The following is a 23,541-nucleotide window of genomic DNA, read 5'->3' as shown; positions in this document are numbered from 1 at the left end:
CAAACAGCCCGAGCGAAACGGTAGGCTTAGACATAACTGCGTTGAGCCGAACGGCGCCAACACCAGCGCCGCCGCTCATGACAGATCACTTGCGAGAGGAGATCCATGACAACCGTGGACAGCTTCGGCGCCAAGGACGTACTCAACGTCAAGGGCACCGAATACGAAATTTTTCGCCTGGATGCCGTAAAGGGCTCTGAGCGTCTTCCATTCAGCCTCAAGGTCCTGCTTGAGAACCTGCTGCGTACCGAAGACGGCGCGAACATCACCAAGGAGCACATCGAGGCCCTTGGCAACTGGGATCCAAAGGCACAGCCAAACACGGAGATCCAGTTCACCCCAGCCCGCGTCATCATGCAGGACTTCACCGGTGTCCCGTGCATCGTGGACCTGGCAACCATGCGTGAAGCCATCCAGGATCTGGGTGGGGACGCCAAGCGAGTCAACCCTCTCGCACCGGCAGAGCTGGTTATTGACCACTCCGTGCAGATCGACAAGTTCGGTAACGAAGCCGCGCTCGAGCGCAACATGGAGATCGAATACGAACGCAACGGCGAGCGCTACCAGTTCCTGCGCTGGGGCCAGACCGCGTTCGATGATTTCAAGGTTGTCCCTCCAGGCACCGGTATTGTCCACCAGGTCAACATCGAATACTTGGCACGCACCGTCATGACCCGTGAGGTTGACGGCGTTGTCCGCGCATACCCAGACACGTGTGTTGGTACTGACTCCCACACCACCATGGTCAACGGCCTGGGTGTTCTGGGTTGGGGCGTTGGCGGTATTGAGGCTGAGGCCGCGATGCTCGGCCAGCCGGTCTCGATGCTCATCCCACGCGTTGTTGGTTTCAAACTCTCGGGCGAGATCCCAGCTGGCGCGACCGCTACCGACGTGGTGCTCACCATCACCGAGATGCTGCGTAAGCACGGTGTTGTGGGTAAGTTCGTTGAGTTCTACGGCAAGGGTGTTTCCGCTGTTCCGCTGGCTAACCGCGCGACCATCGGTAACATGTCGCCAGAGTTCGGTTCGACCGCGGCGATGTTCCCGATCGACGAAGTCACCCTGGACTACCTGCGCCTGACCGGCCGGCCACAGGAGAACATCGACCTGGTTGAGGCTTATGCCAAGGAGCAGGGTCTGTGGCATGACCCAGAGAACGAGGCGGAGTACTCCGAGTACCTCGAACTTGACCTCTCGACCGTTGTTCCGTCCATCGCTGGCCCGAAGCGCCCACAGGACCGCATCGAGCTGACGAACGCGAAGGAGCAGTTCCGCAAGGACATCGAGAACTACTCCGATGGCCGCGATCAGGCTGGCAAGGGCCGCCCATCGGCAGCAGTGGATGTGAAGATGGACGACGGCCGCGAGTTCACCCTCGACCACGGTTTCGTCTCGATCGCCTCGATCACGTCCTGCACCAACACCTCCAACCCATCCGTGATGCTCGCGGCAGCGCTGCTGGCACGCAACGCGGTAGAGAAGGGCCTGACCTCCAAGCCATGGGTCAAGACGTCCGTGGCTCCAGGCTCCAAGGTTGTCACCAACTACTACGAGAAGTCCGGTCTGATCCCGTACCTCGAGAAGCTCGGCTTCTTCGTGGTCGGCTACGGTTGCACGACCTGCATCGGTAACTCCGGCCCGCTCGAGGCAGAGATCTCCAAGGCTGTTCAGGACAACGACCTCACCGCGGTTTCGGTTCTTTCCGGTAACCGTAACTTCGAAGGCCGTATCAACCCTGACGTGAAGATGAACTACCTGGCGTCCCCGCCGCTGGTGATCGCTTACGCGTTGGCAGGCACCATGGACTTCGACTTTGAGAACGAAGCCCTGGGCCAGGACAAAGACGGCAACGACGTCTTCCTGAAGGACATCTGGCCTAACCCAACCGAGGTTGAGAAGGTCATCTCTGAGTCGATCGACTCGGACATGTTCAAGAAGGACTATGCATCCGTCTTCGACGGCGACGAGCGCTGGAAGTCCCTGGACACCCCTGAAGGCAACACCTTCGAGTGGGACGCAGAGTCCACCTATGTACGTAAGCCTCCTTACTTCGAAGGCATGGGCGAGAAGCCAGAGCCAGTTGAAGATATCGAGGGCGCACGCGTTCTGCTCAAGCTCGGTGATTCGGTCACGACCGACCACATTTCGCCTGCAGGTTCCTTCAAGTCTGACACCCCAGCCGGTAAGTACCTGCTGGAGAACGGTGTTGAACGTAAGGACTTCAACTCCTACGGTTCCCGCCGCGGTAACCACGAGGTCATGATTCGCGGTACGTTTGCGAACATTCGCCTGCGTAACCAGCTGCTGGATAACGTCGAAGGTGGCTTCACCCGCGACTTCACCCAGGCTGACGGCCCACAGTCCACCGTGTACGACGCGGCTATGAACTACAAGGAGCAGGGCACCCCGCTCGTTGTTCTGGCTGGCGCCGAATACGGTTCCGGTTCGTCCCGTGACTGGGCTGCGAAGGGTACCGCCCTTCTGGGTGTCAAGGCAGTCATCGCCGTCTCCTACGAGCGCATCCACCGCTCCAACCTGATCGGTATGGGTGTTCTGCCGCTTCAGTTCCCTGAAGGCGAGTCCGCTGAATCGTTGGGCCTCACCGGCACCGAGACCTTCGCAATCGAGGGCATCAGCGAGCTCAACAACGGCTCCACACCTAAGACCGTCAAGGTCACCGCTACCGGTGAAGACGGTAAGGAAACCACCTTCGATGCAGTGGTGCGCATCGACACCCCAGGTGAAGCTGACTACTACCGTAACGGCGGTATTCTGCAGTACGTTCTGCGCAACATCGCCGCCAACAAGTAACTCACTTGAGGGCACAACTGGCTGGCGTGGTGGCAGGCTAAAGCAAGTGAGCCCGCCACCATAGAGCCGGTATCGCTCATAGGTAGCGACGCATAGCAGTGGGATGGCCCAAGCTACGTGCTTGGGCCATCCCCGCGTTTAAGCGCTGTGTTCATTTGGCAGTCATATTCAAGCCACCGGCGGGCTAAACTAGTACGGATGCCTCTCAGCCGCGCCGCTTGCCTTGCAGGTTTTCGGCTTGCGGCAATTTAGACAACAGAAGTGGAGGACGAGCCGGGTGCCACACCTCAGCAGCATCACCTCACCTGAAGATCTGCGGGCCTTGGATCGGGAAGAGCTGATTGATGTCGCGGAACAGATTCGGCAGTTCCTCATCACGCACGTAGCCAAAACCGGTGGGCATCTAGGCCCTAACCTTGGCGTCGTTGAATTGACGATGGCGCTACACCGCGTTTTCGAGTCCCCGAAAGACACCCTCGTGTTCGATACGGGCCATCAAAGCTATGTCCATAAGTTGCTCACGGGCCGCCAGGATTTTGATCAGCTACGCCAAAAAGGTGGCTTGTCTGGCTATCCTTCGCGTGAGGAATCTGAGCACGATGTGGTGGAGTCCTCCCACGCCTCAAGCTCGCTTTCGTGGGTTGATGGAATCTCCCGTGCCCGAGTACTGGCGGGTCAAGACGACCGCTGGACTGTGGGTGTGATTGGCGACGGCGCGTTGACTGGCGGTATGGCGTGGGAAGCGCTCAACAACATCGCAGGCGATGAGCGCCGGAAAGCGATCATCGTGGTCAACGATAACGGCCGCTCGTATGCACCGACGGTGGGTGGGCTCGCTAAGACTATGGATGGCGTGACCGCTCAGGTGCGTAAGAAGATCGACCAGGTGCGGGTCTCACGCAAGTATGTGCAGACCATGCGGTTCTTGAAGGAGAAACTCAAGCACGGCAACGCGTTCCAGCGAGGAACCTATAAGTCTCTGCATGCGATCAAGGAGTCTTTCAAGGACTATTGGGCAGCGCAGCCGATGTTCGCTGACCTCGGTTTGAAGTACATTGGCCCGGTCGACGGGCACTCGATTGAGGATCTTGAAGACGCGTTGAAAGCCGCTCGGGCGTTCAACGGCCCGGTTCTGGTGCATGCGCTGACACAGAAGGGCCGCGGCTATGCACCGGCCCGTGAGGATGAGGCGGATCAGTTCCACACTGTCGGGGTGATCGACCCAGAGACGGGTCTTCCGGTCAAGAAGTCTGACGCGCAGAGCTTCACGGATGTGTTCGGCTCTGAGATGCTCGCGCTTGCTCGAGAGCGTGAGGACATCGTGGCGATCACTGCGGCGATGCTTCAGCCGGTTGGTTTGACCGCTATGAAGCAAGAGTTCCCTGAGCGGGTCATCGACGTAGGCATCGCCGAGCAGCACGCGATCGCTAGTGCCGCTGGCCTTGCGTTCGGTGGGGCGCATCCGGTGGTCGCGTTGTATTCGACGTTCATGAACCGGGCGTATGACCAGTTGCTGATGGATGTCGCTTTGCATCAGGCGGGTGTCACGATCACGCTGGATCGTTCGGGTGTCACGGGCCCTGATGGGGCGAGCCACCACGGCGTGTGGGATATGGCGTTGGTTCAGTCGATCCCGGGATTGCGGCTTGCCGCCCCGCGGGATGCTTCGAGTCTGCGTGAGCAGTTGCGGGAAGCGGTCGCGGTGCAGAACGCTCCGAGTGTGGTGCGTTTCGCTAAGGGTGCAGTGACTGAGGAGCTGACGCCGGTGCGCCGCACCGAAGACGGCGTGGATGTTTTGGTTGAGCCGGCTGAGGGCCAGCGCGATGTGCTGTTGGTTGGTATCGGTGCGTTGGCTCCCATGGCGGTCGAGGTCGCGCAACGGTTGCGTGAGCACGGGGTTGGCGCGACGGTGGTGGACCCGCGCTGGGTGCTTCCGTTCGCCCGTAGCATCGCTGACTTGGCGGCTGGGCATCGCTTGGTGGTCACGCTTGAGGACGGTATCCGAGCCGGTGGCGTGGGTTCACGCTACCGGCAAGAGATGCGCGCTGTGGGCGTGGACACTGGCTTGAACGAGGTGGGTGTGCCGGATCAGTTCTTGGCGCACGGAACCCGGGACCAGATACTCGCAGACGCGGGTATCACGGTCGATGGTGTGGTGAACCAGGTCCTGGAATCCATGCGCGGCGAGAGGGTGCCTCGAGCACGCGAAGCCGACGCTGCGGAAGCTAGCACGGCGGAGGCTGAGGCTACCGCCATGGACCGCGGGCGGCGCGAGTGAAGGCGGGCATCCCGGAAGGTTTAGCCCGCAACCCGGAAGATGTTGTTGTGGGCGAACCTATTGTGACGCGTGCGTGGAAATTCGATGGTTCCCCGCATTGGGTCACGTATGGAATGTGCTTAGGCCAGGATGAGCATGGTGTGTGGGTGTATCAGCCCCACGGGATTTTTGTGTCCAAGCCCGGGGTCGCGTTCTTCGCACACGAGGATGCCGTGGTTTTGATTCCAGGCACCGGTGAGTGGGTCGCGACCTTCTATCCGGGCGGGCATCGTCGTGGCTTGAAGCTGTATATCGATGTGTCCACGGGGATCGGCTGGCGTCGCTTGAGTGATGGCGGCTGGGAAGTCAACTCGATTGACATGGATTTGGATGTCATCGACCGCACTACGACTGGCGTGTATCTTGATGACGAAGACGAGTTCGCCGAGCACCAGGTGAGCATGGGCTATCCGCGGCACTTGATTGCGGCGATGTCACGTGAGGCTTCCGGGCTCCTGGAGCAAGTGGGACAGAAGCTGGCTCCGTTTGATGGACGTGTTGAGGAACGGTTCTCGCAAGGGCGGGCCATGGTCAAGGCTTAGGGCAACGAGGAGAAGCATGCCGATCATTCGCGCTTATAACATTCCAGAGTCCGGACCGCAGCTGTTCCGTGAGGCCTGGTGGGATGAAGAAACAGGCCAGTTTGTGGTGAACGCAGGCAAGGTCGGTTTTGAATCGGACACCCCGATCGTTCAGGACAGTGTGGAGCCTGAAGAAGGGGAGCGGCTACTGGCGGCGTTCGCGCAGCAGTGCGCCGAAGACGGTTACCGCGAAATCCCGGAGTCTGAGCAGTTCTATATTGTGGTGCGCTTCCCACTGAAAGCCGCGCAGCCGGGCGTGCGAGAGAAGACCCGTGGCGCACAGGTCGCTGACGCGTTGCGCGGGCATCTGGCATGGCGAGGCTTAGGCACGGTTGAAGAACCAGAATACGAAGGCCGGGAACAGTTGATTCGCGTGGTCACGACCGCGCCGAAGCCCGCGGTCAAGGCGATCGCGACGTGTGTGCGTGAGAATGCACGCCCCGACTTCAACAAGATGACGATGACCCAGGCGCCAGCCGCTGAACCCGGCAAGCAACGCACGGTGAACTTCTAAAAACGCGGTGAAGCTCTAACAGTGCAGTGAAGTTCTGACGGGTCACATCAAAGCTGTATTTCTGGTGTGAATGAGCTAGGTTCCAGCTCAACACGCCTGGGTGGGTCACAAAATGGTTACAGTTTCGATCTATGATTGAAGCTCGGCGTGAGCTTCCCCGACCCATCGCCGGACCATGAGGGCCGTGCGCCGACGGCCGGTTCCGGTTGCGAGCCTTTAATGATTCGTTTTGACCATGTGACTAAGGTCTATGACGCGCCCGATAACCCGGCGTTGCGTGATGTCGATCTGGAGATCGATCGCGGCGATTTCGCGTTTCTGGTGGGCGCATCGGGTTCCGGTAAATCGACGTTTATCCGTTTGGTGATGCGTGAAGAGCGCACAACCCGCGGGTCTGTTCACGTTGCTGGTGTCAATGTTGATCGCCTCCCACAGTGGAAGGTGCCTAAGCTACGCCGCAATATTGGCGTGGTGTTCCAGGACTTCAGGCTGTTGCCGAATAAGACGGTGTTTCAGAATGTCGCGTTCGCGATGCAGGTGATTGGCCGTTCCCGCGCCATGATCCGCCAGACGGTCCCTGAGGTCTTGAAGATGGTGGGCCTTGAAGGCAAGGGGAGCCGTCTGCCGCATGAGCTTTCGGGTGGTGAACAGCAGCGCGTGGCGATTGCACGCGCCGTGGTGAACCGCCCTGCGATCCTTCTGGCTGATGAGCCCACGGGTAACCTCGACCCGGAAACCAGCCGCGGCATCGTGGATATTTTGGACAAGATCAACCAGAACGGCACCACAGTGGTGATGGCTACCCACGATGACGAGATCGTCAACCGTATGCGTAAGCGCGTGATTGAGCTATCCAATGGGGAAGTGATCCGCGACGAGCACGGCGGCGTGTACCACGCGAAGGGCGATGACGTGCCTGCGATCCCGTCTCAAGCATCGCAGGCGTTCGCGCCGTTTGATTCTGAGGAGGACGAGCTGTGAGGTTGTCTTTCGTTCTCGGTGAGATTTTCTCTGGTCTTCGTCGCAACGTGACGATGATCGTCTCGGTTGTTCTGGTGACCTTGGTTTCGTTGACGTTTGTGGGGTCTGCGATTTTGTTGCAGTCCCAGGTCTCGAAGATGAAGGGCTACTGGTACGACAAAGTGCAGGTAGCGGTTTACCTGTGTAATTCGTCTTCCGATTCGCGTAACTGCGTGGTGGATGGCGATGGCAATGTTGCCTCGGTGACGGATGCTCAGAAGGAAAGCATCGAAGAGATCCTGAAGTCGCCGGACATGAAGCCGTATGTTGATGAGTTCTATTTCGAGTCTCAAGACGAGGCTCTCAAGCACTTCAGGGAGCAATACGACGGCACCGCGCTGGCAGAGAACGTGACAGCGGATCAGCTGCCGAGTTCGTACCGGATCAAGTTGACGGACCCTGAGAAGTACGAGGTCATCAACGAGAGGTTCTCCACGGTTGCCGGCGTGGATTCGGTTGCTGATCAACGCCAGATCCTTGAACGCGTGTTCTCTTTGATGAATGGGGCATCGATCGTGGCGATCGTGATTGCGATCGTGATGATCGTGACTGCGGTGCTGCTGATCGCTACAACCATTCGTCTCTCGGCCTTCACGCGCCGCCGTGAGACCGGGATTATGCGCCTGGTGGGTGCCTCGAAGACGCTGATTCAGTTGCCGTTTGTGCTTGAAGGCATGATCGCGGCAGCGCTCGGTGGCCTCTTGGCGTCGGGTGTTCTGTGGGCGGTTGTCCAGTTTGTGATCCAGGACCGGTTGGCCGTGGCTAATCCGACGATCGCGTACATTGACGCCTCCGTGATGCTCTGGCTTGCGCCACTGTTGATTCTGATTGGTGTTGTATTGGCCGGCTTGAGTTCGCTCATAACGCTGCGCCGTTATTTGAAGGTCTAGTTCGGGTGCACGCAGAAACCAGTTCTGTTGGCGCCGTTGCGTACAAGGTGAATGTCTTCTCCGAGTGGGGCATTTTATGGAAGGACGTTAGCTCTTATGAAACATGATGTTTCTCTGACTGGCCGCGGCAAGCTCGCCGCGGTGATTTCGGCTGGTGTGGTGGCCGGCCTGACAGTATCGCTGGGTATTGTGCCGGCTAACGCTGACAAGCTTGATGACCGTAAGGACCGCATCGAGAAACAGATCGCAGGTACCGAGAAGGACCTCGAGAGTGTCAATGCGATGCTGCAGAAGAACGGGGAGAAGCTGCGGAAGTTCCAGGACAGGCTTCCTTCGGCTGAACAGGCGGTGCAGGACGCTGAGGCGGCCGAATCCGCTGCCCGTTCGGAAGTCCAGCAGCTCCAGGGGCGTTTAGCGGCCGCGGAGAAATCCCGTGCGGAAATGGTTGAGGCCCAGGAGAAGACCAAGGCCATGACCGATGAACAGCGCAAGCTCACCGGCCAGCTTGCGGCGCGCGCGTATCAGTCCGGTGGGCTTGAGGGCTCCGATTTTGGGTTGTTGGTGCGCGGCAATGATTTGAATAAGTGGGCGAACTCGGTTGAGGTTTCCTCGCGTTTAGCTCGCGCCCAGAACCGTGAACTCAACGAACTTCTGGGCCGCGGCGCGGAGCAGCGGAACGCTACCGCCCGTTTGAGTGCTGTTGAAGATGAGATCGCTGGTTTGAAGAAGCAAGCTGATGCTGCACTCGTGCGTCAGACACAGGCGCGTGAAGCCGCCGATGCGGCGAAGGCTGATCTGGAGAAGTTGCTGGCTGATACGGAGAGCGCGCAGAGCGAGCTTGAGGACGCGAAGTCCAAAGCGCATCAGCAGCTTGAAGATCAGAAGGCTGAACAGCAGAAGATCAACCAAGCGATCAAGGAACGCCAGGAACGTTTGAAGCGTGAAGCGGAGGAGCGGGCCCGGAAGGCGCGAGAGGCCGCTGAGAGGGCTAAGCGTGAGGCAGCTGCTGCAGAGCGGCGCCGGGCTAAGAACGCTGCCGCGTTGCGGGCTAAGGCTCAAGCCGCGCAAAAGAAGGCGACGGTTGCTACAACTAACACGAAGCCGTCGAAGACCGTTTCGAAAGGAACCTGGGGCCTCATAGTGCCTGCGAGTGGACCGATCACCTCAGGTTTCGGATGGCGGCCAACCCCTGCTGGGACCATTGATTATGGCGGCTTGGGCGGCTACCTGCACGCAGGTATCGACTGGGGTTCAGCGTGTGGCTCGCCAATTGTTGCTTCGGCTTCCGGCCGCGTCATGCAGGAAGGCTGGAACGGCAGCCACGGCATCACCGTGTCTGTTGACCACAACATCGTGCGCGGGCATGCGTTGACGACCAACTACAACCACATGACCCGCACAGCGGTTCGGGTGGGGCAGCAGGTCAAGCAGGGCCAGGTGATCGGCTACGTTGGAACCACGGGTAACTCGACGGGCTGCCACTTGCACTTTGAAACGGTGGTCGATGGCCAGCACCGCAACCCAGCCGGCTTGCTCTGGTAGCAGACGAGCTACGCCCCGGCTTGTGGGGTGAGCGATTGGCCGGGGAGCACCGCCGTGTCAGCGGTGGGGTGCGGGATTCGCTAAGCTTGATCAATCATGGCGAATAAGAAGAAGACTAAAGATCAACGTAATCACGTGGTCGCGACCAACCGTAAGGCGCGGCATGATTACGAGATCCTGGATACCTATGAAGCCGGGATGGTTTTGACGGGTACTGAGGTGAAGTCTTTGCGTGAGGGGAAAGCGTCTCTCGCGGAGGGTTTCTGCACCTTTTACCGGGGTGAGTTGTGGGCTGAGTTGCTCTATATCCCGGAGTACCTGAATGGTTCCTGGACTAATCATGCTGCGAGGCGGCGCAGGAAGTTGTTGCTGCACCGTAAGGAGCTTGTCAAGCTCGAGCGCCGCGTGGACGAGGCGGGACTGACGATTGTGCCGCTGAGCCTGTATTTCAAGGAAGGCCGCGCCAAGTTAGAGATCGCTTTGGTGCGCGGTAAGAAGGAGTGGGATAAACGCCACGCCTTGAAGGAGAAGCAGGACAACCGTGAGGCGCTGCGCGCGTTGCGTGCACGGAACCGCCGTGCGGGTGTCGCCTAGCGAAGCATCGTGTAGTATAGATTCCTGCACTCATCGCGGTGAGTGCAATGTTCAGCCCACCGAGGCATCCGACAGGCGCACGAGTTTTGTGTGTGATGTTGGTTGTGTAGGTGGGGTAATTGAATATGGGGGCGACTTGGTTTCGACGATGTGAGTCGCGACAGGGGAAGCGGGCCGAGAATGTAGAGTCATCTCGTTAACGTTCTCTGCAAAACAATAAGTGCCGAATCTAAGCGCACTGACTTCGCTCTCGCTGCCTAATTTCAGTGACCGAGTCCGTCAGCCCGGGGCTGCTATCGCCCCGGTTTTCTGACGTCAGCTAGATAGCCACTGGTGAGCACGCTTGCCGTGAGCGCGCTCGCGACAACTTCTAGCGGCTGAGTCCACAGGGTAACCACAGACCACTTGCACTGGTGATGGTCTCTGGGACTGAGAAGCCCTGAATCAGTGCTGCGCCCGGAGAAGTCCTGGCAACACCACATCGGACGCGAGTTCGATTCTCGCCGCCTCCACTCTGATAAGTCTCGGGACATCGCTTATGCGGTGTCCCGAGACTTTTTATTTGGCGCTATTCAACAGCCGTCGGCCAGCGTTCCAGTACGCCTAAGCCCTGCAAGGGGTTGTGCTCAAAGCCGGTACAGGTGGCCTTGTTCATGGTCTGCAGTTTCCAAGTGTAGACCGAGCTTTTCAGCCAGCTTGGCAGACGGGGCGTTGCTTGGATCGATGATCGCCACAATTGGACGCTCGGGGTGCATCTGCCGTGCCCAGTCGCTGGCGGCGGCCGCGGCCTCGGCCGCGTATCCCTTTCCTTGGGATTCGGGCGCAAAACGGTAGTAGAGGTTGAGCACCTGTTCGCCCTGTTCTTCTGAGAAGCGCAGGCCGGTGAAGCCGATGATGTCGGCTGAATCGCGGGTGACGACAAAGTAGCCGATTCCGTCCTCTGACCAGTTGCGCTGCCATGCGGCCAGCAGCTCGGAGGCTTCTTCGCGATTCTTCATCGCCAGTTCAGGGCGATGCTGGTAGGTCCTTGGGTCCGAATGGATAGTGAAGACGGCGTCTTCATCTCCATCCTGGGGCGGGCGAAGTATCAGCCGCTCAGTCGTGAGTGCAGTCATTGTTCCCTTCCTCCGCAATTGCTTCGCGGAGTTCTTGTAGGTCGCAGGAGTCTTCGATTTTATCCAAGATCGCTGACCGGGCGAAGTCAGAAATCGTGACGCCTTCAAAGTCGGCATGCTTGCGAACAAGGGCTGCGTCTTCATCGGACAGTTCGACAGTTATCGTGTTCATGCCGTGTTCCTCTCGCTGTTCGAAGAAAGTGTATTCAGCAGCACTGACACAACCGTTCGAAAGCCGCCCACCTACGCCCCAATGAGGTGTGCTGCGAGCCCTGTCACTGCGCCGATCAGCAACAACAGCCCACGCCGGCCACTTAGCCAGCATGAGCAGTGCCAAACAAGCCAGTGCAATCAGCAGGGGAGCGAGCCCCGTAATAGCTGAAGTGACAACCGGGGTGATGGGAGCGCCTGCGAGGATCCCGACAACAGCGGCGTTCGCCCCCGCGACACTAGAGCGGGCCAGCGGGCTTGTCTGTACCGCAGCCCAGAACGGCAGCGCGGCGACCACCAGCAGCACTCCGGGGAGGAAAACAGCAATCAGCGCAAGTGCGGAGCTGAGCCACGCCTAGGCCCCGGCTTCCATGTTGAACCCCAAAAATGCCACGAATGTGAACAGCGGACCGGGAACTGCCTGCGCCGCCCCATAGCCAGCAAGGTACTGATCTTGGCTTACCGCCTCGGCAATTGCGGGCTCTCCCTGCAGCATCGGCAGCACCACATGCCCACCCCCGAAAACCAGCGCGCCAGACCTGTAGAACGCCTCGGCAGTTGCAACCCACGGGTTCGCAGCCATGCCGGCCAGCAGGGGAAGCCCCATCAGCAGGACCGTAAACAGACCAGCGCTGATCAGACCAGCGGTCTTCGAGACGGGCACACGCAGGGGGTGGTCAGCGCTGAGTTCGTGTGTGTGTATTCGTCGCTGACTTCGATCCTGGAATTATCTACGGCTTGGAAGCGGCTTCGGGTGAGGAAATCGAGGCTGAGGTAGCGTCGGCCTTCGGCCCATTCATCAGTCTGCTCTGCAAGGACTGCGCCGACAAGGCGAATGATCGCATCGCGGTTGGGGAAGATCCCCACCGAATCGGTACGACGCCGGATCTCACGGTTGAGGCGTTCGTTGGGGTTGTTGGACCAGATCTGGGCCCACACCGCGATTGGAAATCCAGTGAGCGCAAGGATAACTGGCACGTGCGGCATCCAGATGATCATGAGCAGCAGACAGCTTGTCGCTAACGTAGTCCAAGAGCCGGTCGAACTGGGCATGAACACTGGCCTCCTCGGGCTGCTCGTAGACCGAGTGCAGCATCGCTTTGACTGCCGGCCAGTAGCTCTTGGGGCGCACACTCATGAGGTTCGCCGCGTAATGCGTGCGGCACCGCTGCCACGAAGCTCCAGGCGGGTTTGCCGCGACCGCCTCGACCAGGCCCGGGTGAGCATCAGAAGTCACTAAACGCACACCGGTCAGGCCGCGCGCGACGAGGTCGGCTAAGAAGCTGGTCCGCGCTGCCCCAGTCTTACTGGTTGGGCCCGTAGGCCGAGGACTTTCCTACGGCCGTCAGCATTAACACCGGTGGCGATGAGGGCGACCGCGTTGATCACCCGTCCGCCCTCACGGACCTTAATGGATAGCGCATCAGCAGCAACGAAGGTGAAGGGACCGGCCTCATCAAGGGGTTCGTGACGGAACTGGTCTACGTGCTCGTCGAGCTCGGTGGCCATGCGTGAAACCTGCGACTTCGACAGGGAGTCAATGCCGAGGGTTTTGACGAGTTTATCCAGCCATCTGGTGGAGACGCCTGCGAGGTAGCAGTCGGCCACGACGGTGATGTCGGCTGACGGCGATTTGATTACGTCTCCGACGTTGTGAGTTTCGACCCTGTTGTCGTCCTCTTGCAGTAGATCAGCAGAATCGTCTACAGAATCCGAGCCGGAGTTCTCGAATGAATAGGTCGCAAAGGGGTCGTTAAAGTCAGAAGCTGGATTCTCCGAGGAATCACTATAGAAGGGGTCATCCTAAGCTGAAGTTTCAGTGGCCGAGTTTTCTGGAGATGGAGTGTCGGGGGAGTGCCCTTGTTTGCTCTCAGCGCTGCAAGCGGATAAGCCCAGTACAAGGGAGAATGCTACGCAAGCGGAAATGCTGCCACTGATCCAGTTTTCTTCATAAAGAAATCATGGGTATGAAGAGCGGAAACTCCTAAGCGTTGATGACACAATTCTGACTTGTACAAGTTTCCGAGGGTTAAGACATATCGCAACGCGGGGCAACCCTCGAAAGTGCCCAGAATGGCAGTAGTATGACATATATCACGAAAAATATTCAGGAAGGTGAGACCTATCTAAAGCAGGGTTTGAAGATCCAATAAACAAGATCAGTTGATAGCAAGATGCATTAAAACTGAAGTGTATCTCTCAACGGTTGAGGAATGTCAGGATCAAATACTGCCGATGAGCGTGCATCATTAACGCAATGACTGTAAGGTGGCTCATTGGCCTCAGCACAAGTGCTTCCTCAAGTGTGGACGCTGAGAACTGAACATTGGAAATATTGTCAAAGGCTGTTGGACGGTTGTCCGGAAACGATGACGCGTCTGTCCAGTCACCAACGGAATAAAACCCGATGCATCAAGCATGACGAGAGGATAAACCGGAGGAACACATGGACTTATTCGGATTGGGTCCTGACGGCTCATACAAACTCATCGCCGTCATCATCTACTTCATAGCGATGCTCTTGATCGGCTACTACGCCTTCAAGAAAACCGACGACGGCGACGACTACATGCTCGGCGGCCGCCGCCTACACCCCTTCACCGCAGCACTGAGCGCCGGCGCATCAGACATGTCCGGCTGGCTCATGATGGGCTTGCCTGGTGCCCTCTACATGATGGGTATGTTCCAGGCGTGGATGGCGATCGGCCTCACCATTGGTGCGGCACTCAACTGGATCTTCGTCGCGCCACGCCTGCGCCGCTTCACCGAAGTCACCAACGACTCCATCACCATCCCGAGCTACTTCGAAAACCGCCTCGGCGATAAGTCACGCATCCTGCGCATCGTCTCCGGCATCGTGATCCTAGTGTTCTTCACCTTCTACGTATCCTCCGGTATGACCGCTGGCGGTAAGTTCTTCCAGTCCGCGTTCAACGGCAGCTACCTGACCGGTATGTTGCTCGTCGCAGGCATCACGCTCGCCTACACGATGTTCGGCGGCTTCCTCGGTGCAACCTACACCGACACGGTTCAGGGCCTCATCATGCTCGCGGCCCTCTTCGTCGTCCCAGTGCTTGCCGTGATCTCCGTTGGCGGGCCACAGCAAGTCATTGACGGCGTGCTGAGCGTCAACCCAGACTTCGGCTCCCTCATGAAGGGCGGGACTATCGTCGGTGCAGTCTCCGCCGCCGCGTGGGGGCTTGGCTACTTCGGCCAGCCGCACATCATCATCCGCTTCATGGCGCTACGCTCCTCCCGCGACGCCCGCTGGGGTGCCGCGATCGGTGTCGGCTGGATGGTGCTCTCCGTGATCGGCGTCATCGTGACCTCGATGGCCGGTATCGCCTACTTCAACCTCAACCAAGACAAGCAGCTCACCGACACCAAGAGCGCTGAGACCGTGGTCCTCGACCTCGCGCAGAACCTCATGCCGTCACTTTTGGCAGGTTTCGTACTCGCAGCTGTTCTCGCAGCGATCATGTCGACCATTTCCTCCCAGCTGGTCGTGACCTCCTCTGCACTCGTTGAGGACCTCGCGCTGGTGTTCAAGCCAGGCATGTCCAAGACCACGAAGCTGTGGCTGGGTCGCCTCGCAGTCCTGATCGTCGCGATCATCGCGGCAGTGCTTGCGCTGGAAGAAAACGCGACCGTGCTCGGCCTCGTCGCATTCGCGTGGGCAGGCTTCGGCTCCGCATTCGGCCCAGTCGTGGTGCTCAGCCTCTACTGGAAGCGCCTCACCAACTGGGGTGCGATGGCCGGCATCGTTGGCGGCGCGACCGTCGCGTTCGTCTGGAGCAAGAGCGAAACCCTCTCCACCTTCGGCGGAGCACTCTCCGAGCCGCTCTACGAGATCGTCCCAGGCTTCCTGACCTGCCTCGTGCTCGCGGTAGTGGTTTCCCTGCTCACGCCAGCACCAGGTGAGAAGGAACTCGCCGGCTTCCGCCACATGGAAGCCCCAACCCAGGCAGTGCCGATCGTGCAGGCCGCCGGCGCCAATGCGGCCGGTGACACTGCGAACCCTGGCCAAGCCGAGCCTGGCATGAAAGCATAGGGACCATGATCCTCATCAACGTGAAATACAAAGTGAAGCCCGAGAAAGCCGAAGACTTCCTCGACGCCGTCGCGGAGTTCACCCAGGCAACCCGCAGCGAGCCAGGCAACCTCTGGTTCGAGTGGTACCGGGCCCCGCAGGACCCAACCGTGTTCCTGCTCGTTGAAGCGTTCAAGGACGATGCGGGCGAAGCCCACGTGAACTCCGAACACTTCGCGAAAGGCCTGGAATCCATGAAGCCATTCCTGGTTGAAACCCCAGACATCGTCTCCCGGCAAGTCGAAGGCGAAGGCTGGGACAAGATGGGCGAACTGCGCATCGACTAGGCTCTACGCCTGCTAGCCACGGCTCAATACGCGAGGGCGGGAACGTGTTCCAGACACGTTCCCGCCCTCGCGCTATATGCATCAAGCAAACACGTACGGTGCGCTTACAGGAAGGCAGCCTTACCGATCACTAGGCCGAGATACGCCGCCGGAACAGCCAGACAAAGGATCGCGGCAAGAATCGCAAAACTCCTCAGCCACGCTCTCTCACGTGCCGAGGAAATAGCGGTGGTCGCAACGGATGCGATCGTGGAGAACCCGCCGCAGAACCCCGCCAAAACAGGCACAGCCCACGCTTGATCCGCGAACCCACCCGTGAACACGCCAAAAATGAAACACGACAGCGTGTTGGCAATTGACATCCCCCATGGGAACTTCGAAGTGATCCTCCCGTCTGCCCGCGCCTGCTCTTCCTGGCGAATAAACCACACCCTAGCCACAGAACCCAGCCCGCCAGCCACGCTCACGGTCAGAATGGTCAACCACGCACTCACCGGTCATCACCACCAGAAGTCCACAGTTCTGGCCGCATATAAGAGCCGCGAGGCTTCCAGAACCTGGCAAGCCAGAAACCGATACCAGCGCACACGAGGGCCGCGCCGACGTGAAGCGAGAGCACACCGAGATCGCCCACGATATCCGAGGCGAGCAGCGTCACCGCGGACACCGAACCGAAACCGCCCACAAAACCCGGGCTAATGAAGGAACGCCACCTCAAGGCCGCCGAGTTCCCGCCGATGCCGCGGCCGCGATCCCACATGCCGGTAGCCCACCCCAGAAACAGTGAGGCCACGCAATTCACTACAAGAATCATCAGGTTCTCAGGCCACTGCGCTGCCTCGCCAAACAAAACTAGGGACTCACGCACAGCCGCACCCAACGCGCCACCGAAGAACACGGCCATATAGATCGGCCATGCAGCAGTAGTAACGCGACGGGGAGAGCTCATGTAACTAGGAACGCTTACGTGGGAACGCTTATCTGGGAAGGTGGGGTCTGGAAGAAAGTCAGAGACGGAACCGGGGCACAAGGCACGGTGGGGCAAGAACTGCGTGGCACAAGGGACGGCAGGTCAGAAGAGAACTCGGAGAACCGTTATTCAGCGCTGTGCTGATGGTTCGGCAGGGGAGTAGGGGTGCGCTCCGCCCCGCGGGTTCCCAACACGTCCAACGCCGCATCATGCAACAATCCATTCGAGGCGATCGCGTTACCACCCCACGGGCCATCCTCGCCCTGTAAGGAAGTGAAGACACCACCAGCCTCACGCACAATCGGCACGAGCGCGGCCATGTCATATAGATTCAGCTCTGGCTCGGCCGCGAAGTCCACGGCCCCCTCAGCGACCAAGCAATACGAGAAGAAATCACCGTAAGCACGCGTACGCCACACGGTATCGCTGATAGCCAGCACGCCATCAAGCCACCCGCGGGCCTTCCAACCCGTGAGCGAAGAATACGAAAACGAAGAATCCTCAAGCTTCGTAACACCTGAAACCCCGATGCGGCGAGCCTCATCCAGCGAAGCACCCGTGAACGCGCCGCCGCCTACAGAAGCCCACCAGCGGCGGCCCAACGCCGGGGCCGAAACAAGGCCCACCACAACCTCGCCGTCCTCAACCAACGCGATCAGCGTGGCCCACACCGGAACACCGCGCATAAAGTTCTTGGTGCCATCGATCGGGTCAATAATCCACACCCGGTTCGAATCCCCCGTGGAACCGAACTCCTCACCGAACACCGCGTCCCCCGGACGCGCCTGGGAAAGGCGTTCACGGATCAGCTGCTCAGCCTGTCGATCTGCCTCCGTGACAGGCGTCGCGTCAGGCTTGGTCTCAACATACAGATCAGCGGCGCCGAAACGTTCCATCGTCAAAGCATCCACGGCATCGGCAAGCTCATGCGCCAACGCAAGATCATCAGCTAGGGTAGCGGCGTCAGGCAAGGCAGTGGCATCATGCGAGGCAACGGTGTTATGCGAGGCAGAACCCCCAGATAGGGAGGGGTTATCGGTTGTGTGGGTCATATTCATACCCTAGCCACCCAACGTCTTGAGGTCCTCATCGTTGACATCCCCTTGACGAGACGCGAGTAAGCGACGCAACGAAGCCAAACGGGCGTGGCCGCTCGGGCCGGCCTTCCCAGCGGCAACCCACGCATCCAGCGCGCACTCCGGCTCATCAGCCGCATGCGTGCACCCGCGCGGGCAGTCTACCGTCGCGGGCACAAGGTCAGTGAACGCGTTGAGGATGTTCTCATCATCCACATGCCCCATCCCGAAAGAGCGGATCCCAGGCGTGTCCACGATCCATGAGCCCGGATCACCGCCACTCAAATGAGCCGCAACAGCGGACGAAGATGTGTGACGGCCGCGGCCCGTCACAGAGTTCGTAGCCCCCGTCTCACGCTCAGCATCGGTCAGGGCGTTGATGAGCGTGGACTTGCCCACACCCGAATGCCCAATCAAGGCAGACAGCCGACCATCCAACAACTCACGCAGCCGCTGCTGTGCCGCCGCATCCAGGGGCCGCGAGGCGACGTCGTCTGGGTGTTCGGCCGAACCGGACGTCACAACCTGAACGCCCAGCCCCTCATACGTTTCAACCAGCAGCGACGGGTCAGCAAGATCCGTCTTGGTGATCACCAACGCGGCATCGATCCCCGCATCCGAGGCCGCGACCAACGCTCGATCAATGAAACCCGTCCGCGGTTCCGGATTCGCCGCCGCCACCACGATCACCAGCTGATCAGCGTTGGCGACAATCACGCGCTCAACCTGATCAGAATCATCCGCGCTACGCCGCAGCAACGAGGACCGTTCCTCAACACGGACTAAACGCGCCAACGAACCTTCACGGCCAGAGACATCCCCTACGAGCCGCACACGATCGCCCACCACGATCGCCTGCCTACGCAACTCACGAGCACGCATCGCCGTCACGACGATGCGGCGCCCACCCTCAGCCTGAACTTGCTTCTGGCGCGCACGCTGGGCCTTCTTCGACCCGGACCCACTAGCACCTGCGCCGGGCTCATCTAAGAGCACGCAACGGTAGCGGCCGCGATCAACGCCCACGACCATCGCCAACACCGCATCAGCATGTGCCGGCCGGTCCTTGGTCCGCGGCCTGGTTCCACGCTTATTCGGACGGATGCGGACGTCCTCCTCAGACCATTCGCGCCGCGCCATCACTGCCCACCGCCCTGGGTGTCAACTGACGCTTGGCCGGCTGAGGGGTCCTCGGTGCCGGGGAAGTCGATAGCCTTCTGTGAGAGCATGTCAGACCACATTCCAGGGAAGTCGGGCATCGTCTTCGAAGTGGTCTCGATGTTTTCGACCTTGAGGCCATCAACGGCCAAGCCGATGATCGCGCCCGCGGTAGCCATCCGGTGGTCCTCATACGAGCCAAACACGGTGGGCCGCAGCTCGCCTGTAGGGCTGATCACCAACCCATCCTCGGTCTCCACAGTCGGCGAACCCACCTTCGAAAGCTCCGTCGCTAACGCAGCCAAACGGTCCGTCTCATGCCCACGCAAATGAGCAATACCACCCAACCTGCTCGGCCCATCAGCCAGCGCACACAAAGCCGCAGCCGTCGGCGCCAACTCAGCTAGGCCATCGGCCTCAACCCCAGAAATCCTCTCCCCGCCAGTCACCACCAACTGTTCAGTCCCAAACGCATCCGGCTCCCGGTGCACGCGTGCCCCAAAACGCGGTAAAAGCCTCTCCCACTCAGCGCCAATCTGTGTAGTCGACGCAGGCCAGCGCGGAATCGCAACCCGGCCACCACACACCAACGCCGCCGCCAAAAACGGGCCAGCATTCGATAAATCAGGCTCCACCACAACATCACCCGGCGAGATCGAGCCAGCAGCCACCGACCACGAAACACCGTCAGCACCCACCGAAGCATCCACGCCGGCAGCACGCAGAGTCTCAACCGTCATCTCAACATGCTGCGGCGAGGGCACCGCGCCACCGGCATGCCGCACCACCAAACCACGCGGCAAACGCGCACCCACCAACAACGGGCCCGATACAAACTGGCTCGAACCCGATGCGTCCAAGGAAATCTCGCCACCGGCAACCCGGTCAGAGCCGGTCACCGTGAACGGAAGGAAATCATCCTCACCACCCGCGACATCCGCGCCAAGGGCACGCAAACCCGCGATCACAGCATCCATCGGGCGTACACGAGCAGCCGCATCCCCATCAAACGTCACTGGCCTACGCAACAACGCCGCCACATACGGCACAAAACGCATCACCGTACCTGCAAGCCCACAATCAATCGAAACCGGGGACCGCTCCTGCAACGCCTCCTCACCCAGAGGCGTGACCAACAACGTTGAAGAATCCACCCACTCAAAACCGACACCCAACGCTGAGAGCGCCTCAACCATCAAATCGGTGTCACGTGAGCGCAAAGCCCCCACCACACGCGTTGGCGCATCAGCCAACGCCGCCAGAACCAGGTGACGGTTCGTTAGAGACTTAGAACCCGGGATCTCAACAACAGCATCCAGCGGGCCATCCTTAGCGGGAGCCAGCCACAACGTCGAGTGCATGGAAGCCAAATAAAACCCTTCAAATAAAAAGCGTCCCCTCAACCAGCAACCGCCAGCCGAGGGGACACCCCATGATTAGGACGACAAACCAGCCGCGTCAGCAGCCTTCTTAGCCTGCTTCCGCGCCTTCTTCGAAGCCTTCTTCGATGCCTTCTGTGTGCGGTAGGCGAGTGACGGCTTGCCATCAGTATCAACCACAGCCAATAGCGCGCCACCTGTCAGGCCCAGTTGCGTGGTCACAGCCAGGGCACGCGAACCATCCTTATGCTGTGGAACACCGTCAGCCAACAACGTGGCTGACTGAGCCGCAACGATCAAAGCCGAAGCCAAACGCGGCATACGGCCCATCGCCAACAACGCGCCAGCACCCACCTGAATACCACCCAAAACCCGGGCAGCCAGCTCAGGCTTCTCAGCTACAGACTGAGCCTGCGGCACAACATCTGACACCTTGTCCAAAAGCGGACGCAAGCCGTTACCGGTGCGCTCTGGTGCACGAAGATGCGCCACACCAGCAGTAATGAACGGAGCCGCCAACAACGGGCGGGCCACACGGCGTACAAGGCTCATATTTCCTCCAATACGCAGGTGCCGGCGCACGCATGCAACGTGCACTCACCACCCGCAGGGTAGATATGTGCTCCATCTTTTCATGAGCACACCCCGCAAAGCACATAATCCACGCACAAACCCAGCAACAATAGGGCCGCCACACAGCGTTAGGGAATACTTTGCACCATGTTTCCGTTATGTGCATTGACAACTAAGGCGGTGTTCGTGCCAGCGACGGCATAAGGAAGGGGAGTGCACATGGTTTCAACTATGGAAACACCAGAAACATCCCCTCCGGCGTTGCCAGTACAGGCAGTGACGACAACGGCGCCAGCTCACGCTGGAACTCCGGCAAACCAAGTAGCATTAGCCGGGATGGCACGCACACACAACCACGAAGCGCTCGAAAGCTACGAAGCCGAAGACATCCAACCAGGCGATGTCTCACAAGCCGGCGCCTCGGAACACCACTCCACGCACGCTGAAGAAACACAGCAAACCGAGCCAACAGCGCAGCCTGATCCAATGCAGGCGGATTCGGGCCCGGTGGATCCTGACCAGGAGACTACTGAAGAGCGTCGTGAACGTTTTGAACGCGACGCCTTCAAATATGTTGATCAGCTGTATTCGGCTGCTTTGCGTATGGCCCGGCACCCGGCTGATGCTGAAGACCTCGTGCAGGAGGCGTTCGCTAAAGCGTATGCCTCCTTCCACCAGTACAAGCCCGGAACTAATTTGCGTGCCTGGCTATATAGGATCCTCACCAACACCTACATCAACCTGTACCGGAAGCGGCAACGCGAACCGATCCGCTCCGGAACTGACCAGGTGGAGGACTGGCAACTAGGTGCGCAGATCGAACGCGGCGATCAAGCGTTGCGTTCTGCAGAAGCCCAAGCACTCGACTCGTTACCGGATTCAGAAGTCAAGAGGGCTCTGCAGGAGATCCCGGAAGAGTTCCGGCTCGCCGTGTACTTCGTGGACGTAGAAGGTTTCCCCTATAAGGAAGCAGCTGACATCCTCGGTGTGCCCATCGGCACCATCATGTCCCGGCTGCATCGGGGCCGCAGACAGCTGCGAGAGATGCTCAGCGACTATGCGGTGGGCAGAACCGAATCAACTACAGGGGCTAAAAAGAACGGAAAGAAGTCGACCAAGAAGGTCTCGGATAAGGAGCAATCATGACTCAGGGCTGCAACGAACTCGGTGGTTGCACTGAAGCCCGGCTTGAACGCATCTACGAATACCTCGATGGTGTGCTGGAAGCCGACGGCGTTGACGCAGTGCGCGCCCACCTCGAAGGCTGTGAAGAATGCCGTAGCGTCTATGACCTGGAATGCATCATACGCAACGTCGTGCGCCGCAGCTGCCACGACGCCGCCCCAGAGCAACTCAAGACGCGCATCTTGGACCGGCTAGAAGAAATCAAGGACCCGGTGCAAGAAGGTTCGATGCAAGAAAGCGCCTAGCGAATAGGTGTAGCAGACGGCAGTAGCGCCGTTCACAGCTAGCGCCAACAATAAACGCGTGTGGGTCTGCATTATCCACGAAAAGTGGAACGCAGACCCACACGCGTTTAATGATCAATCACGATCAGGTGTTAGGGCGCTTACCGTGATTCGCCTTGTTCCGGCGGCGATCCTTGCGCTTACGTGCACGCTTGCTGCTCATCGCGTCCTCCTTACAACCTCATACATCTGTGAACACTTCGTGACGCTCATGTACCGCGCACATAGTGCTTGCATCTGCGACACAGAGCGTTTGCGTCTGCGATACAGGGCGATTCCGTCCATTATCGCATGATTCGGGGGCGAGTATGAAAGTTAGCGGGTCGGCTCGGGAACACCAAGCCACGTGAACCAGCCGCGGTGCATCACAAGCCACGCCATCAAACCGTGGCCCTGCTGGCCCACCTCGCCGTTATTAGACGTCAAATCCGCGCGGTACTGTTCATGCTTCTCCAGCGGACGGAACGTGTCCACATAGAAGTGGTTGCGGCGCGTCGTAACGTCAGCGAACGCAGCAGACAACCGGGCGATCTCCTTGTTGTGGTCAGGGTCAAGCCGCGGGGGAGGGCCCACCACAAACGTGCTCAATCCCAGTTGGGTTGATGCATCCAAGATGTTCGCCAAGTTCAGTCGAGACCGTGCCGTGGTCACCCCGTAGGTTGCATCCGCATCGGAGAGTGCCAGCACCAAACGGTTTTCGCCATCATCATCGAAGCGGCGCTGCGCTTCACCCAGCCAGCGCTCGGCAAGCTGCTCGGTGGTCTCGGCAGGCGCAGGTAGAGCAAAAGGGGTCACCTGCGCTGACTCAGACGGCGTGCTGGCAAGCACACGCCCAAACCACCCCAATGCACGGGGGTCGCCGTGGCCGGCCAGCAACTCATCGCCAACAGCGACTAAACGGATGGCTCGGGAATCCACGCCAACATCCTTTCGACTGGGTCTCAT

At 59.5% G+C, this 23,541-nt stretch carries 22 protein-coding genes, 1 other RNA gene and 2 pseudogenes; 13 read left to right on the top strand and 12 right to left on the bottom strand.

The annotated features are described in order from the left end of the window. Positions 1-105 precede the first annotated feature (105 nt). From acnA to ssrA, 9 genes are all read left to right on the top strand, one after another. Positions 106-2,811: an aconitate hydratase AcnA gene (gene acnA / locus J2S67_RS05340; protein ID WP_239447077.1), complete on the top strand. Its 2,706-nt coding sequence runs from the start codon at positions 106-108 to the stop codon at positions 2,809-2,811. 277 nt (positions 2,812-3,088) lie between these two features. Next, on the top strand, positions 3,089-5,089 hold the full coding sequence (dxs, locus tag J2S67_RS05335) for a 1-deoxy-D-xylulose-5-phosphate synthase (RefSeq protein WP_310246980.1): 2,001 nt from the start codon (positions 3,089-3,091) through the stop codon (positions 5,087-5,089). Then, positions 5,086-5,670 carry a DUF402 domain-containing protein gene (locus J2S67_RS05330; RefSeq protein ID WP_310246977.1) on the top strand — a complete coding sequence of 195 codons (585 nt, stop codon included), beginning with the start codon at positions 5,086-5,088 and terminating at the stop codon, positions 5,668-5,670. Before dxs ends, J2S67_RS05330 begins: the two co-directional genes overlap by 4 nt. A 16-nt stretch (positions 5,671-5,686) precedes the next feature. Next, complete coding sequence (locus tag J2S67_RS05325; protein ID WP_035754540.1) at positions 5,687-6,223, top strand: hypothetical protein; 537 nt, start codon at positions 5,687-5,689, stop codon at positions 6,221-6,223. A gap of 219 nt (positions 6,224-6,442) precedes the next feature. After that, positions 6,443-7,204, top strand: coding sequence for a cell division ATP-binding protein FtsE (gene ftsE, locus J2S67_RS05320; protein WP_070490585.1), 762 nt, complete (start codon positions 6,443-6,445; stop codon positions 7,202-7,204). Then, positions 7,201-8,133, top strand: coding sequence for a permease-like cell division protein FtsX (ftsX, locus tag J2S67_RS05315; protein ID WP_310246972.1), 933 nt, complete (start codon positions 7,201-7,203; stop codon positions 8,131-8,133). Before ftsE ends, ftsX begins: the two co-directional genes overlap by 4 nt. 96 nt (positions 8,134-8,229) lie before the next feature. Then, positions 8,230-9,675 (top strand): peptidoglycan DD-metalloendopeptidase family protein, encoded by a 1,446-nt coding sequence (locus J2S67_RS05310; RefSeq protein ID WP_310246969.1) that lies wholly within the window; start codon positions 8,230-8,232, stop codon positions 9,673-9,675. 96 nt (positions 9,676-9,771) lie between these two features. Continuing rightward, on the top strand, positions 9,772-10,269 hold the full coding sequence (smpB, locus tag J2S67_RS05305) for an SsrA-binding protein SmpB (RefSeq protein ID WP_035754546.1): 498 nt from the start codon (positions 9,772-9,774) through the stop codon (positions 10,267-10,269). Between the two features lie 127 nt (positions 10,270-10,396). Further along, positions 10,397-10,784: a transfer-messenger RNA gene (gene ssrA / locus J2S67_RS05300) on the top strand. Between the two features lie 111 nt (positions 10,785-10,895). Here ssrA and J2S67_RS05295 read toward each other — a convergent pair. The 4 genes and pseudogenes from J2S67_RS05295 to J2S67_RS05280 form a co-directional block, all read right to left on the bottom strand. Continuing rightward, positions 10,896-11,384 (bottom strand): GNAT family N-acetyltransferase, encoded by a 489-nt coding sequence (locus J2S67_RS05295; RefSeq protein ID WP_035754547.1) that lies wholly within the window; start codon positions 11,382-11,384, stop codon positions 10,896-10,898. Beyond that, complete coding sequence (gene relB, locus J2S67_RS05290; protein ID WP_035754725.1) at positions 11,365-11,556, bottom strand: type II toxin-antitoxin system RelB family antitoxin; 192 nt, start codon at positions 11,554-11,556, stop codon at positions 11,365-11,367. Before relB ends, J2S67_RS05295 begins: the two co-directional genes overlap by 20 nt. Before the next feature lie 180 nt (positions 11,557-11,736). Further along, positions 11,737-12,090 (bottom strand): annotated as a pseudogene (locus J2S67_RS05285) (chromate transporter); the annotation flags it as partial. A 140-nt stretch (positions 12,091-12,230) separates the two neighbouring features. Next, positions 12,231-13,229 (bottom strand): annotated as a pseudogene (locus J2S67_RS05280) (IS256 family transposase); the annotation flags it as partial. An 811-nt stretch (positions 13,230-14,040) separates the two neighbouring features. Here J2S67_RS05280 and putP point away from each other — a divergent pair. After that, positions 14,041-15,645 (top strand): sodium/proline symporter PutP, encoded by a 1,605-nt coding sequence (putP, locus tag J2S67_RS05275; protein ID WP_070507073.1) that lies wholly within the window; start codon positions 14,041-14,043, stop codon positions 15,643-15,645. A gap of 5 nt (positions 15,646-15,650) precedes the next feature. Further along, a complete protein-coding gene (locus J2S67_RS05270) occupies positions 15,651-15,971 on the top strand; it encodes a putative quinol monooxygenase (RefSeq protein ID WP_035754549.1) in 321 nt (106 codons plus the stop codon). A 104-nt stretch (positions 15,972-16,075) separates the two neighbouring features. Here J2S67_RS05270 and J2S67_RS05265 read toward each other — a convergent pair whose 3' ends face one another. From J2S67_RS05265 to J2S67_RS05240, 6 genes are all read right to left on the bottom strand, one after another. Next, on the bottom strand, positions 16,076-16,465 hold the full coding sequence (locus J2S67_RS05265) for a CrcB family protein (RefSeq protein ID WP_070490452.1): 390 nt from the start codon (positions 16,463-16,465) through the stop codon (positions 16,076-16,078). Beyond that, entirely contained in the window at positions 16,462-16,920 is a 459-nt protein-coding gene (locus J2S67_RS05260) for a fluoride efflux transporter FluC (RefSeq protein WP_141742440.1), read from the bottom strand. The genes J2S67_RS05265 and J2S67_RS05260 overlap by 4 nt, the downstream gene beginning before the upstream one ends. Positions 16,921-17,066: 146 nt before the next feature. Then, the gene (gene hisN, locus J2S67_RS05255) at positions 17,067-17,993 is read right to left on the bottom strand and encodes a histidinol-phosphatase (protein ID WP_310246958.1); all 927 of its coding nucleotides are present in this window, start codon (positions 17,991-17,993) and stop codon (positions 17,067-17,069) included. A gap of 9 nt (positions 17,994-18,002) precedes the next feature. Next, the gene (gene rsgA, locus J2S67_RS05250; RefSeq protein WP_310246955.1) at positions 18,003-19,157 is read right to left on the bottom strand and encodes a ribosome small subunit-dependent GTPase A; all 1,155 of its coding nucleotides are present in this window, start codon (positions 19,155-19,157) and stop codon (positions 18,003-18,005) included. Next, the gene (gene aroA, locus J2S67_RS05245) at positions 19,157-20,536 is read right to left on the bottom strand and encodes a 3-phosphoshikimate 1-carboxyvinyltransferase (RefSeq protein WP_310248741.1); all 1,380 of its coding nucleotides are present in this window, start codon (positions 20,534-20,536) and stop codon (positions 19,157-19,159) included. The genes rsgA and aroA overlap by 1 nt, the downstream gene beginning before the upstream one ends. A 75-nt stretch (positions 20,537-20,611) precedes the next feature. Continuing rightward, complete coding sequence (locus tag J2S67_RS05240; RefSeq protein ID WP_035754556.1) at positions 20,612-21,106, bottom strand: DoxX family protein; 495 nt, start codon at positions 21,104-21,106, stop codon at positions 20,612-20,614. Between the two features lie 507 nt (positions 21,107-21,613). Between J2S67_RS05240 and J2S67_RS05235 the strand changes: the two genes are divergently transcribed. Beyond that, positions 21,614-22,273, top strand: a complete 660-nt coding sequence (locus tag J2S67_RS05235; protein ID WP_310248738.1) for a sigma-70 family RNA polymerase sigma factor — start codon at positions 21,614-21,616, stop codon at positions 22,271-22,273. Then, positions 22,270-22,557, top strand: a complete 288-nt coding sequence (gene rsrA / locus J2S67_RS05230; protein WP_035754558.1) for a mycothiol system anti-sigma-R factor — start codon at positions 22,270-22,272, stop codon at positions 22,555-22,557. The genes J2S67_RS05235 and rsrA overlap by 4 nt, the downstream gene beginning before the upstream one ends. 124 nt (positions 22,558-22,681) lie before the next feature. Here rsrA and J2S67_RS09850 read toward each other — a convergent pair whose 3' ends face one another. After that, entirely contained in the window at positions 22,682-22,759 is a 78-nt protein-coding gene (locus tag J2S67_RS09850) for a 50S ribosomal protein bL37 (protein WP_370977432.1), read from the bottom strand. A 152-nt stretch (positions 22,760-22,911) separates the two neighbouring features. Continuing rightward, positions 22,912-23,514 (bottom strand): GDSL-type esterase/lipase family protein, encoded by a 603-nt coding sequence (locus J2S67_RS05225; RefSeq protein ID WP_176744689.1) that lies wholly within the window; start codon positions 23,512-23,514, stop codon positions 22,912-22,914. Positions 23,515-23,541 lie beyond the last annotated feature (27 nt).

The organism is Pseudoglutamicibacter albus (assembly GCF_031458175.1).
In the GTDB taxonomy this organism is placed as follows: Bacteria; Actinomycetota; Actinomycetes; order Actinomycetales; family Micrococcaceae; genus Pseudoglutamicibacter; species Pseudoglutamicibacter albus.
This window is presented reverse-complemented; position numbering and strand designations above follow the sequence as displayed.

Excerpts from the sequence above, each read along its gene's own strand:
- rsrA (WP_035754558.1), top strand. The coding sequence starts at position 22,270 with ATGACTCAGGGCTGCAACGAACTCGGTGGTTGCACTGAAGCCCGGCTT.
- J2S67_RS09850 (WP_370977432.1), bottom strand. The coding sequence starts at position 22,759 with ATGAGCAGCAAGCGTGCACGTAAGCGCAAGGATCGCCGCCGGAACAAG.
- hisN (WP_310246958.1), bottom strand. The coding sequence starts at position 17,993 with ATGACCCACACAACCGATAACCCCTCCCTATCTGGGGGTTCTGCCTCG.
- acnA (WP_239447077.1), top strand. The coding sequence starts at position 106 with ATGACAACCGTGGACAGCTTCGGCGCCAAGGACGTACTCAACGTCAAG.
- J2S67_RS05270 (WP_035754549.1), top strand. The coding sequence starts at position 15,651 with ATGATCCTCATCAACGTGAAATACAAAGTGAAGCCCGAGAAAGCCGAA.
- J2S67_RS05240 (WP_035754556.1), bottom strand. The coding sequence starts at position 21,106 with ATGAGCCTTGTACGCCGTGTGGCCCGCCCGTTGTTGGCGGCTCCGTTC.
- putP (WP_070507073.1), top strand. The coding sequence starts at position 14,041 with ATGGACTTATTCGGATTGGGTCCTGACGGCTCATACAAACTCATCGCC.
- ftsE (WP_070490585.1), top strand. The coding sequence starts at position 6,443 with ATGATTCGTTTTGACCATGTGACTAAGGTCTATGACGCGCCCGATAAC.
- smpB (WP_035754546.1), top strand. The coding sequence starts at position 9,772 with ATGGCGAATAAGAAGAAGACTAAAGATCAACGTAATCACGTGGTCGCG.
- J2S67_RS05295 (WP_035754547.1), bottom strand. The coding sequence starts at position 11,384 with ATGACTGCACTCACGACTGAGCGGCTGATACTTCGCCCGCCCCAGGAT.
- rsgA (WP_310246955.1), bottom strand. The coding sequence starts at position 19,157 with ATGGCGCGGCGCGAATGGTCTGAGGAGGACGTCCGCATCCGTCCGAAT.
- J2S67_RS05310 (WP_310246969.1), top strand. The coding sequence starts at position 8,230 with ATGAAACATGATGTTTCTCTGACTGGCCGCGGCAAGCTCGCCGCGGTG.
- aroA (WP_310248741.1), bottom strand. The coding sequence starts at position 20,536 with ATGCACTCGACGTTGTGGCTGGCTCCCGCTAAGGATGGCCCGCTGGAT.
- J2S67_RS05260 (WP_141742440.1), bottom strand. The coding sequence starts at position 16,920 with ATGAGCTCTCCCCGTCGCGTTACTACTGCTGCATGGCCGATCTATATG.
- J2S67_RS05325 (WP_035754540.1), top strand. The coding sequence starts at position 5,687 with ATGCCGATCATTCGCGCTTATAACATTCCAGAGTCCGGACCGCAGCTG.
- relB (WP_035754725.1), bottom strand. The coding sequence starts at position 11,556 with ATGAACACGATAACTGTCGAACTGTCCGATGAAGACGCAGCCCTTGTT.
- J2S67_RS05235 (WP_310248738.1), top strand. The coding sequence starts at position 21,614 with ATGCAGGCGGATTCGGGCCCGGTGGATCCTGACCAGGAGACTACTGAA.